This window comes from Pantoea allii (assembly GCF_046529425.1).
Classification (GTDB): Bacteria; Pseudomonadota; Gammaproteobacteria; order Enterobacterales; family Enterobacteriaceae; genus Pantoea; species Pantoea allii.
The window spans coordinates 280,177-297,060 of record NZ_CP125958.1; the positions used below are offsets into that span (position 1 = coordinate 280,177).

Sequence of the window (16,884 nt, forward strand, 5' to 3'; positions counted from 1 at the left end):
ACGCTTCAGGTAGCGCGTGCGCCTGAGCGGGGTCTGCATGAAGCATTCCGTGCCCTCCTCCTTTCCCTGAAACCTAAAACCTGCTTGACTACTGTGTCACCGGTTGCCGTCTGGAGTTATGCATGTCGTTGTTTCACCTGAGTTCGCTTTCAGACATTCCTGCCGCTGAATGGGATGCCCTGTTGACCGATCAACAGCCCTTTTTACGTCACGCATTTCTACTGAGCCTGGAGGAAAGCGGCAGCGTCAGGCCAGAAAGGGGCTGGCAGTCCGATCATCTCCTCTGGCGTGAGGCAGGCGAGCTTCGCGCCGTCCTTCCCGGCTATCAAAAATTCCATTCTCAGGGTGAATACGTGTTCGATCACGCCTGGGCCGATGCCTGCCAGCGTGCCGGCATTCCTTACTACCCAAAATGGCTGGGCGCGATTCCTTTCAGCCCGGTCACTGGCGCACGCGTGCTTGGTGCACCGGATGCCGCCGCCCGACTTCTTGCTGCGTTACCGGACGCGCTGGCGGAGCAGGGGTTAAGTGGTGCGCATATCAACTTCACCGATCCGCAAGCGAACGCCTTGCTGGCGGCGCAACCTGACTGGCTGGCACGACTGGGCTGCCAGTATCACTGGCACAATCGGGGCTATCGCGACTTTCAGGACTTTCTGGATACGCTGATGTCGCGTAAACGCAAACAGTTGCGTAAAGAGCGCGAGCAGGTCCTACAGAGCGGTTTTGCATTTGACTGGTATCGCGGCGATCAACTGCGTGAGGATCAGTGGGATTTTGTCTATACCTGCTATGCCAATACGTATGCGGTGCGCGGTCAGCGTCCCTATCTGACCCGTGCCTTCTTCAGCCTGATGGCTGAGAGGATGCCGGACAATATTCGCGTCGTGATCGCCCGTTTACAGCAGCAACCTGCGGCGATGGCCTTCTATCTTAAAGATGGCGAAAGCCTGTATGGCCGCTACTGGGGATGCCTGGCGGAATTTGACCGGCTCCACTTTGAAACCTGCTTTTATCAGGGGATGGATTTCGCTATAGCGGAAGGGCTGCAACGCTTTGATGCTGGCGCGCAGGGCGAGCACAAGCTGGTGCGGGGTTTTGAGCCTCAGATTACCCACTCCTGGCACTATCTGTGCCATCCCGGCCTGCGCGCCGCCGTAGAGGATTTTTTGCAGCAGGAGCGGCAAGGCGTCCACCTGTGGGCCGATGAAGCCCGTGACGCCTTGCCCTATCGACGCGGCGATTAATCTGCGCCCACAAATCCCCCCGTCTGGTGCTGCCACAGACGGGCATAAAGGCCGTTTTGTGCCAGTAGCGCATGATGGCTACCGATTTCCACAATCTGGCCTTTTTCCAGCACCACCAGACGATCCATTTTGGCGATGGTGGACAGACGGTGAGCAATGGCAATCACGGTTTTACCCTTCATCAAGGATTCCAGGCTTTCCTGAATCGCGGCTTCCACTTCCGAGTCGAGCGCGGACGTCGCTTCATCCATAATCAGGATCGGCGCATCTTTCAGCAGCACACGGGCGATGGCCACGCGCTGGCGCTGACCGCCTGACAGTTTCACGCCGCGTTCGCCCACATGGGCATCCAGGCCAAAACGGCCCTGTGAATCGGACAGCAACGGGATAAACTCATCGGCGCGGGCGCGCTGGATGGCTAACTGAAGCGCCTCTTCACTGGCATTTGGTCGTCCGTACAGCAGGTTTTCGCGGATGGAACGGTGCAGCAGTGAGGTATCCTGGGTGATCATCCCGATCTGGCTGCGCAGGCTCTCCTGCGTCACCTCAGCAATATTCTGACCGTCAATCAGGATACGACCGCCGTTGAGGTCGTACAGGCGCAGCAACAGGTTCACCAGGGTGGATTTACCCGCACCGGAAGGCCCAATCAGGCCAATCTTTTCACCGGGTTTGATGGTCAGATTCAGGCCATCAATGACCGGACGGCCCCCACCGTAGTCAAAACGGATGTCCTGAAAACGAATCTCACCTTGCGCCACCTTTAGCTGGGTTGCTTTGGGAGCGTCCTGCACGCTGAGCGGCTGTGAAATGGTGTTGAGTCCGTCCTGCACCATGCCGATGTTTTCAAAAATACCGTTGACGACCCACATCACCCAGCCGGACATGTTGACCAGGCGGATCACCAGGCCGGTTGCCAGGGCAATCGCCCCTACGCTAATCAGCGATTCGCTCCACAGCCACAGTGCCAGGCCAGAGGTTGAGACAATCAACATCCCGTTCAGCGTCGACAGCGTCAGATCCATGCTGGTCACCATCCGGTTAGCCTGCTGCGTCTTATCCGTCTGCTCCTGAATCGCTTCGCGGGCGTACTGACGTTCCAGATCGCTGTGCGCGAACAGCTTAATGGTGGCGATGTTGGTATAGCCGTCAACAATGGTGCCCATCAGCTTCGAACGGGCCTCTGACGACACCACCGAACGGGCTTTAACCCGTGGCACAAAATAGCGCAGCGCGGCAACATAGGCCACAATCCAGATAATCAATGGAATCATCAGGCGCCAGTCGGCTTCTGCAAACAGTACCAGCGCCGTTGCGGCATAGATCAGCACATGCCAGATCGCATCCACCAGTTGCACCGCAGAGTCGCGCAACGAGTTACCGGTTTGCAAAATACGTTGCGCAATCCGCCCGGCAAAGTCGTTCTGAAAAAAGTTCATGCTCTGCCGCAGGACATAATTATGATGCTGCCAGCGGATCATACTGGTCATGCCGGGGTTGATGCTCTGATGAACCAGCATATCGTGCAGCGCAATAAAAACCGGCCGCAGTATCAGCGCAACACAGCCCATCCACAACAACGTTTGCCAGTTATCCCGGAACAACGTGGCCGGTGTAGAGTGGTTCACCAAATCAATAATGCGGCTCAGATAACTGAACAGCGCTACCTCAATCAGCGCGCCGATTAATCCCACCACCAGCAACGCGGCAAAGCTCGGCCATACCTGGCGCAGATAGTAAAAATAAAACGGCCAAACCCGCGAGGGCGGCATGTCGGTCGGTGCATCCTGAAAAATATTGATAAAACGTTCGAAACGACGATACAACATAGAGGCACTCTTTCCGTTCGATAAGAGTTACAGCTTAGTGCATGTGTATGCCCGATTAAAAAGGATTAAATATGGATATCACTCTGCGCGGCCGTGAGCCGCACGATGCGGCGGCTTATCAACGTCTTTACGGTCATCCGGACGTTTATCCCTGGACGCTACAGTTGCCTTTTCCCAGCGTAGCCACCTGGGAGAAGAAGTTTGCAAAGATGGATGCGGAAGGCTTTATCAATTTTATCGCCGAAGTTGACGGTGAAATGGTGGGCGAACTCACGCTGTTCACTAATCATAATCCGCGTACCCGGCACTGCATCAGTTTCGGTATTGGCGTCAATCCTGCCTTTTCCGGTCGCGGCGTCGGCGCGCATTTAATTCGTAACGCCATGGATTATGCCCGTAACTGGCTGGGCATCACCCGCATGGAGCTGGAAGTGTTCCACGATAATCATCGGGCGTTAGCGCTCTATGAACGACTGGGCTTTGAGCGTGAGGGCGTCCGTCGTCAGGCATCGCTGCGTGAAGGTAAACTTCACGATGTGGTGATGATGGCAATATTGCTCACTGAGAAAGCGTAACCACGCCCGTTTTCTTTTACCGGTGAACGGGAAAACTCTCCCTCTGGCGTCTAAAATTTGTGCTGCACCACAGTTCGCACAAAATGACCTGCATAAAACCGAGTGCCTGCCGATATCACGATATCACCCGCTGATACTCTGGAGGGAGATTGTGATTAAACTCATAACAATCGACGAACTGAAACCGGGTATGTTCGTCCACAAACTCGAAGTCTGGTGGTTTAAAGACAAACGCATTCGCAACCAGATGTTGATCACCGATCAACGTCAGGTTTTGATGTTTCGTCATGAAGGCATAACGCGTTTATGGATCGATATGGAGAAATCGATTTCATTGACGCCATCTGCGCCGAAAAAAGTCGATTCAGGCATCCGCGCGCCGTTCTCTCAGGAAATGGAGCAGGCACAGCATATCTTTGAACAGGGCAAGCCAAAGGTGCTGGCCATGTTCAACGAGGCACGCCTGGGCTATGGCCTGAATCTCAGCGATATGATTGCGATTGTCGATCAGATTGCCGGTTCCATCGAACGTGAGCCTTCGGCGCTGTTACGTGTGGCGCAGCTTAAAGATCATGACAATTACACCTATCTGCACTCTATGGCGGTATGTGGGCTCATGATCGCCTTTGGTAAAAAGCTGGGGCTGGATGCTCAGCAACTGCAACGGGTCGGCATGGGCGGATTACTGCATGATTTGGGTAAGGCGGCGGTGCCGCTCTCTATTCTCAATAAACCCGATAAGCTCAGCGACGATGAGTTTCAGGTGATGTGTGAACATCCGATTGCCGGTGCGCAGATGCTGATGGATGCCCATGCGGGCGACGATCTGGTCGATATAGCGCTGCATCATCATGAAAAATATGACGGCACTGGCTATCCCTATGGCCTGAAGGGCCATGAGATTAGCGTGTATTCCCGCATGACGACCATCTGCGACGTTTATGATGCGCTGACCTCAACGCGGCCCTACCGTAAAGGCTGGACGCCCGCCAAAACGCTGCAGATGATGTTGAGCTGGCAGGGGCATTTTGACACCACCTTACTGCACGCTTTTGTCAGTACCATCGGTCTGTATCCTGTCGGTTCGCTGGTCCGCCTGGCATCAGGCCGCATCGCGTTGGTGGTGAAGGGCGGAGATAAGTCATTACAGCGACCCAAGGTGCATGTTTTCTGGTCACTGCATGCGCAGCGGGAAATTAAACCTGAGGTACTGGATCTGGGCGACAGTTTCTGTACTGACAGTATTGTCTGTGCCGAAGATAACGGTGGCTGGGACGGCGTGGATCTGAGCCGCATCTGGCAGCTGGAAGCCGCCTGATAGTACGGCTATTTTTATACATTTTTTATATCCCCGACCCGCTTTTTAACCCTTTCTTTATGTGCCCAGGCGCAAGCTACTCAGCAAATCCAAACCTCTGGAGGTTGCTGTGAGCGCAGGCGTAATAACCGGCATTGTGCTGGTGGTGTTGTTACTGGGCTATCTGATTTATGCCCTGTTAAATGCGGAGGCCTTCTGATGGCGGCCAATGCGTTTTTACTGATAGCGGTTTATCTGCTGTTACTGATGGTGATGGCGCAGCCGCTGGGGCGCGGGCTGGCCGCGTTAGTCGCGGACAAGCCCCTGTTTACGCGTGCAGAAGCCTTTCTGTGGCGCATCTCAGGAACCCAACAAGGCGATATGCGCTGGCAGCAATACTTGCTGGCGATCCTGGTGTTCAATCTGCTGGGCATGGCTGTGCTGTTGGCCATGCTGATGTTTCAGGGACAGTTGCCCCTTAATCCGCAGCATCTGCCCGGACTGAGCTGGGATCTGGCGCTGAATACGTCCATCAGTTTTGTCACCAACACCAACTGGCAGTCTTATGCGGGCGAAAGCACCTTAAGCTATTTCAGTCAGATGGTCGGACTGACGGTGCAGAATTTCGTGTCCGCTGCCACCGGTATTGCCATCGCGTTTGCATTGATTCGCGGTTTTGCGAATCGATCTATCGCCACGCTGGGCAACGCCTGGCGTGATTTGACGCGCGTGACGCTCTACGTTCTGCTGCCGATTAGCCTGCTGATGGCGCTGTTTTTTGTCAGCCAGGGCAGCATCCAGAACTTCCTGCCTTATCACAACCTCACCAGTCTGGAAGGGGCGCAGCAAACGCTGGCAATGGGGCCGGTTGCCTCTCAGGAAGCAATCAAAATGCTGGGGACCAACGGCGGCGGTTTCTTCAACGTCAACTCCGCCCATCCGTTTGAGAATCCCACCGCACTCACCAATTTTGTCCAGATGCTAAGTATCTTCCTGATCCCGGCGGCTCTCTGCTTTGCCTTTGGCGAAAGCGTCAAAGACCGTCGTCAGGGAAATATGTTGCTGTGGTCAATGACGCTGATGTTCGTGGTGGCCGCGGCGCTGGTGATGTGGGCCGAACTGCATGGTAATCCGCACTTCCTGACGCTCGGCGCTGACAGCGCTATCAATATGGAAGGCAAAGAGACGCGCTTCGGCATCCTTAACTCCAGCCTGTATGCGGTGATTACGACGGCGGCTTCCTGTGGCGCAGTGAACGCCATGCACGACTCGTTTACCGCACTGGGCGGCATGGTGCCCATGTTGCTGATGCAACTGGGCGAAGTGGTGTTTGGCGGAGTCGGTGCCGGTCTGTACGGCATGCTGCTGTTTGTCTTGCTGGCGGTGTTTATTGCCGGGTTGATGATTGGCCGCACGCCAGAGTTTCTCGGCAAGAAAATCGACGTGTGGGAAATGAAAATGACCGCCCTGGCGATTCTGGTCACCCCCGCGCTGGTGCTGATTGGCACGGCGATCGCGATGATGACCGATGCGGGACGCGCCGGCATGGCAAACCCGGGAACGCATGGCTTTAGTGAAGTGCTGTACGCCGTCTCGTCGGCTGCCAATAACAACGGTAGCGCCTTTGCGGGCCTGAGCGCCAATACGCCGTTCTGGAACCTGCTGCTGGCGGTGTGCATGCTGCTGGGACGCTTCGGCATCATCATTCCGGTCATGGCGATTGCCGGTGCCATGGCGGTGAAAAAAGTGCAACCGGTCGGTAACGGTACGCTGCCTACGCACGGGCCTCTGTTTATCGCCCTGTTAATCGGTACCGTCTTGCTGGTCGGCGCACTGACCTTTATTCCTGCTCTGGCGCTGGGTCCGGTGGCCGAGCATCTGCAACTTATTCAGGGACAATCATCATGAGTCGTCAACAACAGGTGTTTGACGCAGCGCTGTTACGTGCCTCAGCGATCGATGCCGTAAAAAAACTCGATCCCCGCGTGCAGTTTCGCAATCCGGTCATGTTTGTGGTTTACCTGGGCAGCATCCTGACTACGATTCTGGCCTTAATGATGTTTACCGGACACCAGAGCGGCAGCGCCAGTTTTACCGGTGCCATTGCCCTGTGGTTATGGTTCACCGTGCTGTTTGCCAACATGGCAGAAGCGCTGGCGGAAGGGCGCAGTAAAGCCCAGGCAAACAGTCTGAAAGGGGTTAAAAAGACCAGCTTCGCCAAAAAACTGTCGGCAGCGCACTACGGCGCAAAATGGCAGCAGGTTGCGGCTGACCAACTGCGCAAAGGTGATGCGGTGCTGGTGGAAGCCGGTGATGTCATCCCCTGTGATGGCGAGGTCGTTGAAGGGGGCGCATCGGTGGATGAAAGCGCGATCACCGGCGAATCGGCACCGGTGATCCGTGAGTCGGGGGGGGATTTTGCCTCGGTGACTGGCGGGACACGCATTCTGTCCGACTGGCTGGTCATCACCTGTAGCGCCAACCCAGGGGAAACCTTCCTGGACCGGATGATCGCCATGGTCGAAGGCGCGCAGCGCCGTAAAACCCCGAACGAGATTGCCCTGACTATTCTGCTGGTGTCGCTCACCATCGTGTTTCTGTTAGCCACTGTGACGCTGTGGCCTTTTTCAGCCTGGGGCGGCACGCCGGTTACCATCACGGTGCTGGTGGCGTTGCTGGTGTGCCTGATCCCAACCACCATTGGCGGCCTGCTGTCCGCCATCGGTGTGGCCGGGATGAGCCGTATGCTGGGCGCTAACGTGATTGCCACCAGTGGCCGGGCAGTCGAAGCCGCAGGGGACGTAGATGTGCTGATGCTGGATAAAACCGGCACCATCACCCTGGGTAATCGTCAGGCAACGCAGTTTTTACCGGCACCCGGCGTAACGGAAGAGCAGCTGGCAGATGCTGCGCAACTGGCGTCACTGGCGGATGAAACCCCGGAAGGGCGCAGTATTGTGGTACTGGCAAAGCAAAAGTTTAACCTGCGTGAACGCGATCTGAGCAGCATGGGCGCCAGCTTTATTCCCTTCTCTGCCCAAACCCGCATGAGCGGCGTCAACGTACAGGACCGTCTGATCCGTAAAGGTGCGGTCGATGCGGTGCGCCGTCATATTGAAGCCAGCCACGGTGCTTTTCCGGCAGAAGTAAACGCCCGGGTTGAAGAGGTGGCGCGGGCCGGTGGCACACCGCTGGTGGTAGCCGAGGGCGCAAAAGTGCTGGGCGTGGTTGCGCTGAAAGACATTGTGAAAGGCGGTATCAAAGAGCGTTTCGCAGAACTGCGCAAGATGGGCATTAAAACCGTGATGATCACCGGTGATAACCCACTAACGGCGGCCGCCATTGCGGCAGAGGCGGGTGTGGATGACTTTTTGTCAGAAGCGACGCCGGAAGCCAAGCTGGCGCTGATTCGTCAGTATCAGGCGGAAGGGCGCCTGGTCGCGATGACCGGCGACGGCACCAATGATGCGCCGGCACTGGCACAGGCGGATGTGGCGGTTGCCATGAACTCCGGTACTCAGGCGGCTAAAGAAGCGGGGAACATGGTCGATCTGGACTCGAACCCCACCAAACTGCTGGAAGTGGTACACATTGGTAAACAGATGCTGATGACGCGCGGTTCTCTGACCACCTTCAGTATCGCTAATGACGTCGCCAAATATTTCGCCATCATCCCGGCGGCGTTTGCGGCGACCTATCCACAGTTAAATATGCTCAATGTGATGCATCTGCACTCACCCGCATCAGCCATCCTGTCGGCCGTTATCTTTAACGCCCTGGTGATTGTGTTCCTGATCCCTTTAGCGCTTAAAGGTGTCAGCTATCGCCCCTTGAGTGCCGCGTCGCTGTTGCGCCGTAATTTACTGATTTATGGATTAGGTGGGCTGCTGGTGCCGTTTGTGGGCATCAAGGCGATTGATATGTTGCTCGTGCTGTCTGGTATGGCCTGAGGAGAATAAAATGAGTCAGTTACGTCCGGCGGTTTTCCTGCTTTTGTTGCTAACGATTGTGTGCGGCGTGGTTTATCCTTTGCTCACCACTGGCCTGTCGCAGTGGCTGTTTCCCTGGCAGGCCAACGGGTCGTTGTTAAAAGTGGATGGCGAAGAACGGGGTTCTGCGCTGATTGGTCAGAATTTTAGCCAACCCGGTAATTTCTGGGGGCGGCCTTCTGCAACCGGTGATAAACCTTACAATCCGCTGGCATCCAGCGGCAGTAATCTGGCCGCCAGCAATCCGGCGCTGGATAAAGCCGTGGCAGAACGCGTAGCGGCGTTACGGGCGGCGAATCCGCAGGCCAACGGCGCGGTACCCGTGGAACTGGTTACCACATCCGCCAGTGGTCTGGACCCGGAGATTTCGCCTGAAGCCGCGCTGTGGCAGGCCCCGCGCATTGCGGCAGCACGTCAGTTACCGCTGGCGAAAGTTGACGCACTGGTAGACAGCATGACGCAGCGTCCGCTGTTGCCCTTCATCGGTGAACCTACTGTGAACGTGCTGCAGCTTAACCTGGCGCTGAATGACCTCAAATAAGTTTAAGGAAGCTATGAACCACGAACCGCTGCGCCCCGATCCGGATGCCCTGCTGCAGGCCAGCAGTGACAGCCATCGCGGCAAACTGAAAATCTATTTTGGTGCCTGCGCGGGCGTAGGGAAAACCTATGCCATGTTGCAGGAAGCGCAGCGGCTGCGTGCCCAGGGACTGGATGTGCTGGTGGGCGTGGTGGAAACGCACGACCGCCCGGAAACGGCCCAGCTTCTTAATGGACTGGTGCTGTTGCCGCGCCGCGCTACTGGCCGTTCGCGGCACGCAGAGTTCGACCTTGATGCCGCGCTGGCACGCCATCCGGCGGTCATTCTGATGGATGAGCTGGCGCACACCAACGTGAAAGGATCACGTCATCCCAAACGCTGGCAGGATATTGAAGAACTGCTGGAGGCCGGCATTGATGTCCTGACTACAGTGAACGTTCAGCATCTGGAAAGCCTGAATGATGTTGTCGGTGGCGTCACCGGCATTCAGGTACGCGAAACCGTACCCGATCCCTTTTTCGACGGTGCCGACGAAGTGGTGCTGGTCGACCTTCCCCCCGACGACCTCCGCCAACGCCTGAAAGAGGGCAAGGTGTACATTGGCGATCGCGCCGAACGGGCCATCGAAAATTTCTTTCGTAAAGGCAATCTGTTTGCCCTGCGTGAGCTGGCGCTGCGCCGCACGGCCGATCGGGTAGATGACCAGATGCGCGCCTGGCGCGACAGCCAGGGACGGGATCGTGTCTGGCATACGCGTGATGCCATTCTGCTGTGTATTGGTGATGACACCGGCAGTGAAAAACTGGTGCGGACGGCGGCGCGGCTGGCCGCCAGACTGGGCAGCGAGTGGCATGCGGTTTACGTGGAAACGCCTCGCCTCAACCGGCTGCCGGAAGCGCGGCGTCGGGCTATTTTACGCACGCTGAAGCTGGCGCAGGATATGGGGGCCGAAACCGCGACGCTCTCCGACCCGGATGAGGCGCAGGCGGTCCTGCGTTACGCACGTGAACACAACCTCGGTAAGATCGTGACGGGGCGACGCCCGGTGCGGCGCTGGCGTCGTGACAGCTTTGCCGAACGTCTGGGGCAACTGGGGCCCGATCTGGATCTGCTGGTGGTGGCGCTGAATGAGCCGATTCAGGATGCACCCCATCCGTTAGCCGAGGATCGGGTTAACAGCGATAAATGGCGGCTGCAGCTGCGCGGCGTTCTGATGGCGCTGGTGCTGTGTATTCTGGTCACCGCCGCAGGGCAGTCGGTGCTGATCAGCTTCGATCCGGCCAACTGTGTGATGATCTACCTGCTGGCGGTGGTGATCGTCGCGTTGCGCTATGGGCGCTGGCCGTCGGTCATTGCCACGGTGATGAACATCATTGCCTTTGACCTGTTTTTCGTCGCGCCAACCGGCACGGTCGCGGTGTCGGATCTGCAATATTTAGTGACCTTTGGCGTCATGCTGGCGGTGGGGGTGATTGTGGGTAATCTGACGGCCGGTGTCCGCTATCAGGCGCGGGTTGCGCGTTACCGTGAGCAGCGCACGCGGCATCTGTACGAAATGGCTAAGTCACTGGGAAGCGGCCTGACGCCCGAAGATATCGCCGCAACCAGCCAGCGGGTGCTGGAGGCGACGTTACAGGCGCGCTGCCTGCTGCTGTTGCCCGATGAACAGGGTGAACTGCAAACCCTGGGCAATGCGCTGCCGGGCAATGAACCGGATCGGGCAATTGCGAAATGGAGCTTCAGTAAGGGCCAGCCTGCTGGTGCAGGCACGGATACCTTACCGGCGGTGCCCTACCAAATTCTTCCGTTGAAAGTGGGCGATCTGTGTCGCGGATTGCTGGTCGTTGAACCGCAAAATGTGCGTCAGCTGATGGTGCCGGAACAGCAGCGGCTACTGGAAACCTTCACCGTACTGATTGCCAACGCCCTGGAGCGGATGGCGCTGTCGCAAAGTGAGGCGGCTTCGCGACTGTCTGCGGAACGGGAACAACTGCGCAATGCCTTGTTGTCAGCCCTGTCCCATGATTTACGCACGCCGCTGACGGTGCTGTTTGGTCAGGCCGAAATGCTGATGCTGGACCTGGCCAGTGATGACTCAAAGTATGTACCGCAGGCCAGCCAGATTCGTGAACAAACCCTGAGTACCATTCGCCTGGTCAGTAACATGCTGGATATGGCGCGTATCCAGTCGGGTGGTCTGAATTTACGCGAAGAGTGGCTGGCGCTGGAAGAGGTGATTGGCGGCGCGCTCAGCAGCATGGCTCCGTCGCTTAAGGGACGGGAGGTTGAGCTCGATCTGCCTACGGATATCGTTCTGATTAAAGGCGACAGCACGCTCCTGGAGCGGGTATTTACCAACCTGATTGAAAACAGCCTGAAGTACGCAGGCAACTGCGCGCCTCGTGGCATTCGGGCCTGGTGTGAAAATACGCGGCTGGAAATCGCCATCTGGGATGGTGGCCCAGGCATAGCCGACAATGACCTGACGCGAATTTTCGACAAATTTTCGCGCGGGGATAAAGAATCGGCGGTGCCGGGTGTCGGCCTGGGGCTGGCGATCTGTAAAACGATTATCGAGAGCCATGGCGGCCAGATCTGGGCGGAAAATCGCCCGGAAGGCGGTGCCTGCTTCCGCCTCTCTTTACCGCTGCCACCGGTTCCTGAAATTTCTCCTGAAGGCTTGAAATAACTTCACAGATGATCGGTTATAATGCGCGACCTTACTGATTATGATTGGGAAATTATGGAACGTTTTACCGAAAACCTGATGTATGCATCGCGCTGGTTGTTGGCTCCGGTTTACATTGGACTTTCGCTGGGATTGCTGGCGCTCACCGTCAAATTTTTCCAGGAAATTTTTCACCTGTTGCCCAACATTTTTAGCATCGCAGAAAACGATCTGATTTTGCTGCTGCTGTCGCTGGTGGATATGACGCTGGTGGGCGGGCTGCTGGTGATGGTCATGCTGTCAGGCTATGAAAACTTTGTGTCCAAACTCGACATTGACGAGGGCAAAGAGAAGCTGAGCTGGCTGGGTAAAATGGATTCCGGCTCGCTGAAAAATAAAGTCGCGGCCTCGATTGTGGCGATTTCCTCCATCCACCTGCTGCGGGTATTTATGGATGCGCGCAATGTCGAAAACGACAAGCTGATGTGGTACGTCATCATCCATCTGACCTTTGTCCTGTCGGCCTTCGTGATGGGCTGGCTGGACAACATGTCGCGAGCGGAAAAGAAAAACGTCTGACCGACCGCAACATCGCCGAACGCTGTCCGGTTATACGGCTTCCCCGTTGGGGGAAGCCCGGTTCAGCCTGACGCGGGGCGCGCGCCCGTCAGGTGCGGAAATACCGCTTTGATCATGGCAAAAAACGCGGTCAGCTTGGCAGGATAGTAGCTCGCCCAGGGATAGGTCAGCCACACCGGCAACGGGGGAGCCTGCCATTCCGGCATCAACTGAACCAGATTGCCCTGCGCCAAATCCTCCTGTATGACCCATGTCGACATAATAGCCGCACCCAGGCCCGCCAGGGCGGCCTTGCGCACGGCATACAGGCTGTCGCTACTGAGCACGGGAACGATGGGCAGATTCACCGGTTCATCCCTGTCCTGATTCTGTAACGCTATCTCGTTACGGTAGAAGCTGGTCAACGCCAGCCAGGGCAAATCCCCCAGTTGTTCCACCTGCCTGACCGGCGGATGCTGCAAGAGTAGCGCGGGCGCGGCAACGACAATGCGTGGCACTTCAGCCAGCAGCACAGCCACCACAGAAGGATCGGTCGGTGCGCCAACCTGAATCGCACAGTCCACGTTCTCGGCGACGAAGTCTGGCGTCCTGTCGTTCAGCATCCATTCAATGCGTAAACGGGGATAGCGGCGCATAAAAGTCACCAGCGGTGCGACCAGTTGATCCTGACCGAATGCATGAGGCGCCCGCACCCGCAATATCCCGACCGGATCACTGCCCGCGCCGGTCAGTTCATCCTCCAGCGCGTGCCAGGTCGCCATGAGCTGCCGGGCCTGAGCATAGCAACGTTCCCCATCATCGGTGAGCTTCAGCGCATGCGTGGTGCGCAGAATCAGCTTCAGCCCAAGCCCCTGCTCAAGGGACTGCAAGCGGCGGCTGATTGTCGGTTGCGTAATGCCCAGTTGTAACGCGGCTGCGGTCAAACTGCCGCTCTCGACAATGCGAATAAAAGTGTGCATCAATTCGATACGATCGCTGTTATTGAAATTGCTCATGCGTCCCACGTATAACCGTTTTGTCTTTTATGAGTCTACCGCGTATGTCGAAAACAGGCTTTACTTGTCACACTATTTTTTGAGGATGCCACCATGTCAGCGGTAAACAATATCACCCCACCTGCCACCGAACGTCTGCCCACGCCCCTGGTCTTTACGCTGGCTGCCGGCGCGGGCCTGAGCGTCGCCTCGATTTACTACAGCCAGCCGATGCTGGATATCATCAGTAAGCAGTTCCAGATCAGCGTCGGTACTGTTGGCATGGTGCCGATGTTAACGCAGGCCGGTTATGCCTTAGGCATTCTGTTGCTGGCCCCGCTTGGCGATCGCCACGATCGGCGCACCATCATTTTAGTTAAGGGATTGCTGCTGGTGATGGCGCTGCTGTTGTGTGGGTTCTCCGGCGGCATCAGCGCGCTGCTTATCGCCAGCTTTGTGACCGGGCTGACGGCGACCGTGGCGCAGGACATTGTTCCGGCCTCGGCCGCGCTGGCTCCGGCACAACGTCGGGGTAAAATCGTTGGCACGGTAATGACGGGGTTACTGGTGGGGATTTTATTATCCCGGGTCGTGAGCGGCGTGGTGGCGGAGTATTTTGGCTGGCGCACGATGTACATGATAGCGGCCATGGCCGTATTGCTGATCAGCCTGACCTTGTGGCGCGTGCTGCCACGCTTTACGCCCGGCACGTCAGTGAGCTATCCCCGTCTGCTTTTATCGCTGGTGCAGCTGTGGCGTGAACATCAAACCCTGCGACGAGCCGCGCTGGCTCAGGGGCTGCTCTCTGTGAGCTTCAGCGCCTTCTGGTCCACACTGGCGATCATGCTCAGCGAACGTTTTCACTTTGACAGTGCTATCGCCGGTGCCTTTGGCCTGGCGGGGGCAGCAGGTGCACTGGCCGCGCCGCTGGCAGGTAACGTCGCCGATCGTATCGGCCCGGCGCGTGTCACCCAGTTTGGTGCCGCTCTGGTCACGTTCTCTTTCGCTCTGATGTTTTTGTTGCCGCTGCTGCCGCTCCCCGGTCAGCTGGTATTAATCATTATCTGCACCATTGGCTTCGATTTAGGCGTGCAAGCCACGCTGGTCGCGCATCAAACCCTGATTTATGGCCTGGTACCCGACGCGCGCAGCCGACTGAATGCCCTGCTGTTTACCATCGTATTTATCGGCATGGCGAGCGGTGCGGCGCTGGGCAGTCTGGCGCTTGCTCACTGGGGCTGGAATGGCGTTGTGGTCTTGTCGACGCTGGCCGCGGCTGTCAGCCTGATCGTGCGTCTCGCCAGTCGCCACCTCAAGGACTGATCCTTCCGCCCGTCAGCAAATGTGCCAGGCTTAGTCATAAACTCAATTAAAACGGTGCGTTATGAACTTTATTGCCTGGACAGCTGCGACGGGCTGTCTTCTGTTATTAATGTCGCTGGCATCAGGGTGGATACACCGTGGCCCGGTGACCTCTTTTGGTCTTTTCTTGTTAGCCGGGATAGCCTGCGGGCCGTGGGTATTTGATGTTATCGAAATCGATATCCTTCGCCATGCTGAACTGGTCACGCACATTACTGAAATCACCATGGCCGCGTCGTTGTTCATTACCGGCCTAAAGCTGCGCCTGCCGCTTAAGGCCCGGAGCTGGCGCGCTGGCGGCTTACTGGCGTTCCCGGCGATGTTGATGACGGTCGCGGCCATGACGCTGCTGTCTCACTGGCTGGTGGGGCTGTCGTGGCCCATTGCCCTGGCGTTTGGCGCGATTGTTGCGCCCACCGATCCCGTGCTGGCGAGCCTGATCTCCGTGAGCGATGCTCAGGATGATGATGCCCTGCGCGTAGCCATTTCCAGTGAGGCGGGCATGAACGATGGTTCCGCACTGCCCTTACTGATTCTGGCGCTGCTGCTGTTTAACGGCGAAAGCCTGGGCACGGGCATGGTGGCGCACTGGGCTGCTGTCGATGTCGTGTGGGCCATTGGCGGCGGTATCCTGTTGGGATTTGGACTGGGTCGCCTGATCGGTCTGCTGGCCACCCGGCTGCGCAATGCCCACGGCGATGTGGCACCCAATGACTTCCTCGCGCTGGCGCTGATCGCGCTCAGCTATGCGCTGGCCGAATGGGTCGGTGCCTCGGGCTTTCTGGCCACCTTTGCGGCCGGTCTGGGCCTGCGCCGCGCGGAGCTGGGCGTCTTTAAACGCTACCAACCAGACGATATGCCCGATGACGATCGGCTGCTGCCTGCCGAGGCGCTGGTAAATCCCAACAAACGGTTACAGCAACGTAGCAGTGGCATGGTGAAATCGGTCGGTTTAGTGGTAGGCGATGCGCTCTCTTTTGGCGATACTATCGAACGCCTGTTGGCTGCCATGATGATGGTGGTACTTGGCGTGACCATGGCGCATCACTGGAACATGCAGGGCGTCCTGCTTGGGCTGTTGCTGTTTGCGGTGGTGCGACCGCTTGCCGTCTGGCTGGTGACCCTGCGCACCGGCATGCCGGTTCCTCAGCGGTTGCTGATTGGCTGGCTGGGTATCCGTGGTATTGGTAGTCTTAACTATATTGCGTTTGCCTGGGTCCATGGCATGGTCGGGGCAGAGGCAAAGATAATGGTTGATATGGCGCTGACGCTGGTGGTGTGCAGCATCGTGGTCCACGGTATTTCTGTGACGCCGCTGCTCAACTGGCGCCAGGCGCGACTGGAGGCGAAACAGCGCCAGTCATGAGAGTGAGTTAACTGATAACAGGAGTAGATGATGAAGATATCTCAGATACTGTTGCTGAGCATGCTGGCTTCTGGCAGTGCACTGGCGGCAGAGAACAGTGAAGAAAGCGTGTATGCCAGCCAGCTGTGCCATATTGTCAGCAGTGAAAAAAGCGTTTCGACAGCTGACCAGTATGTCGAAAAAATGAAAGCCAGCGTGGCAGGATCGCAGTCCTCCTCTGCCGTCAGTAAGCCTGAATTTGATGAAGAGCTGGCAAACGAAGTGGCGAGTGCATGGCTACAACTGGGCGATGAAGAACGCGCCAAACTGCGTACCAATTCACAGCAGTGTGAGCAAACGGTAATGACGCAGTTTCAGCAAGAAGATTAACCGCCGTTAAATCGTCAATAAACGCGCTAAAATGGCGCGTTTTTTAATGGATTTTCACTACCGATTGCGTACATAATCGCCAGCGTCT

General features: G+C 57.1%; 14 protein-coding genes. 12 read left to right on the forward strand and 2 right to left on the reverse strand.

Annotated features, from left to right (window positions below):
- The first annotated feature begins 122 nt into the window (after positions 1-122).
- Entirely contained in the window at positions 123-1,247 is a 1,125-nt protein-coding gene (locus QNH99_RS01295; protein ID WP_109717853.1) for a GNAT family N-acetyltransferase, read from the forward strand.
- On the opposite strand, the gene QNH99_RS01300 is transcribed toward QNH99_RS01295, so the two are convergent.
- Entirely contained in the window at positions 1,244-3,076 is a 1,833-nt protein-coding gene (locus QNH99_RS01300) for an ABC transporter ATP-binding protein (RefSeq protein ID WP_109717852.1), read from the reverse strand. The two genes, QNH99_RS01295 and QNH99_RS01300, sit on opposite strands and share 4 nt — an antisense overlap.
- A gap of 71 nt (positions 3,077-3,147) precedes the next feature.
- On the opposite strand from QNH99_RS01300, the gene QNH99_RS01305 reads away from it, so the two are divergent.
- From QNH99_RS01305 to QNH99_RS01340, 8 genes are all read left to right on the forward strand, one after another.
- Positions 3,148-3,651 carry a GNAT family N-acetyltransferase gene (locus QNH99_RS01305; RefSeq protein ID WP_283379220.1) on the forward strand — a complete coding sequence of 168 codons (504 nt, stop codon included), beginning with the start codon at positions 3,148-3,150 and terminating at the stop codon, positions 3,649-3,651.
- Between the two features lie 151 nt (positions 3,652-3,802).
- Positions 3,803-4,969: an HD-GYP domain-containing protein gene (locus tag QNH99_RS01310; RefSeq protein WP_410517214.1), complete on the forward strand. Its 1,167-nt coding sequence runs from the start codon at positions 3,803-3,805 to the stop codon at positions 4,967-4,969.
- A 109-nt stretch (positions 4,970-5,078) separates the two neighbouring features.
- On the forward strand, positions 5,079-5,168 hold the full coding sequence (gene kdpF, locus QNH99_RS01315; protein ID WP_015699348.1) for a K(+)-transporting ATPase subunit F: 90 nt from the start codon (positions 5,079-5,081) through the stop codon (positions 5,166-5,168).
- Positions 5,168-6,856, forward strand: a complete 1,689-nt coding sequence (gene kdpA, locus QNH99_RS01320; RefSeq protein WP_063877619.1) for a potassium-transporting ATPase subunit KdpA — start codon at positions 5,168-5,170, stop codon at positions 6,854-6,856. Before kdpF ends, kdpA begins: the two co-directional genes overlap by 1 nt.
- Positions 6,853-8,898, forward strand: a complete 2,046-nt coding sequence (gene kdpB / locus QNH99_RS01325; RefSeq protein WP_283355504.1) for a potassium-transporting ATPase subunit KdpB — start codon at positions 6,853-6,855, stop codon at positions 8,896-8,898. Before kdpA ends, kdpB begins: the two co-directional genes overlap by 4 nt.
- A gap of 10 nt (positions 8,899-8,908) precedes the next feature.
- A complete protein-coding gene (kdpC, locus tag QNH99_RS01330) occupies positions 8,909-9,478 on the forward strand; it encodes a potassium-transporting ATPase subunit KdpC (protein ID WP_063877617.1) in 570 nt (189 codons plus the stop codon).
- 13 nt (positions 9,479-9,491) lie between these two features.
- Positions 9,492-12,167, forward strand: a complete 2,676-nt coding sequence (kdpD, locus tag QNH99_RS01335; protein ID WP_063877616.1) for a two-component system sensor histidine kinase KdpD — start codon at positions 9,492-9,494, stop codon at positions 12,165-12,167.
- Between the two features lie 54 nt (positions 12,168-12,221).
- Positions 12,222-12,725 carry a TIGR00645 family protein gene (locus QNH99_RS01340; protein WP_014604798.1) on the forward strand — a complete coding sequence of 168 codons (504 nt, stop codon included), beginning with the start codon at positions 12,222-12,224 and terminating at the stop codon, positions 12,723-12,725.
- Positions 12,726-12,787: 62 nt separating this feature from the next.
- On the opposite strand, the gene QNH99_RS01345 is transcribed toward QNH99_RS01340, so the two are convergent.
- The gene (locus QNH99_RS01345) at positions 12,788-13,720 is read right to left on the reverse strand and encodes a LysR family transcriptional regulator (RefSeq protein WP_410517215.1); all 933 of its coding nucleotides are present in this window, start codon (positions 13,718-13,720) and stop codon (positions 12,788-12,790) included.
- Between the two features lie 93 nt (positions 13,721-13,813).
- Here QNH99_RS01345 and QNH99_RS01350 point away from each other — a divergent pair, with 93 nt between their 5' ends.
- The 3 genes from QNH99_RS01350 (at position 13,814) to QNH99_RS01360 (ending at position 16,796) form a co-directional block, all read left to right on the forward strand.
- On the forward strand, positions 13,814-15,022 hold the full coding sequence (locus QNH99_RS01350) for an MFS transporter (protein ID WP_410517216.1): 1,209 nt from the start codon (positions 13,814-13,816) through the stop codon (positions 15,020-15,022).
- Between the two features lie 61 nt (positions 15,023-15,083).
- Positions 15,084-16,427: a cation:proton antiporter gene (locus tag QNH99_RS01355; RefSeq protein WP_410517217.1), complete on the forward strand. Its 1,344-nt coding sequence runs from the start codon at positions 15,084-15,086 to the stop codon at positions 16,425-16,427.
- Positions 16,428-16,457: 30 nt separating this feature from the next.
- Positions 16,458-16,796: a hypothetical protein gene (locus tag QNH99_RS01360; RefSeq protein ID WP_063877612.1), complete on the forward strand. Its 339-nt coding sequence runs from the start codon at positions 16,458-16,460 to the stop codon at positions 16,794-16,796.
- Positions 16,797-16,884 lie beyond the last annotated feature (88 nt).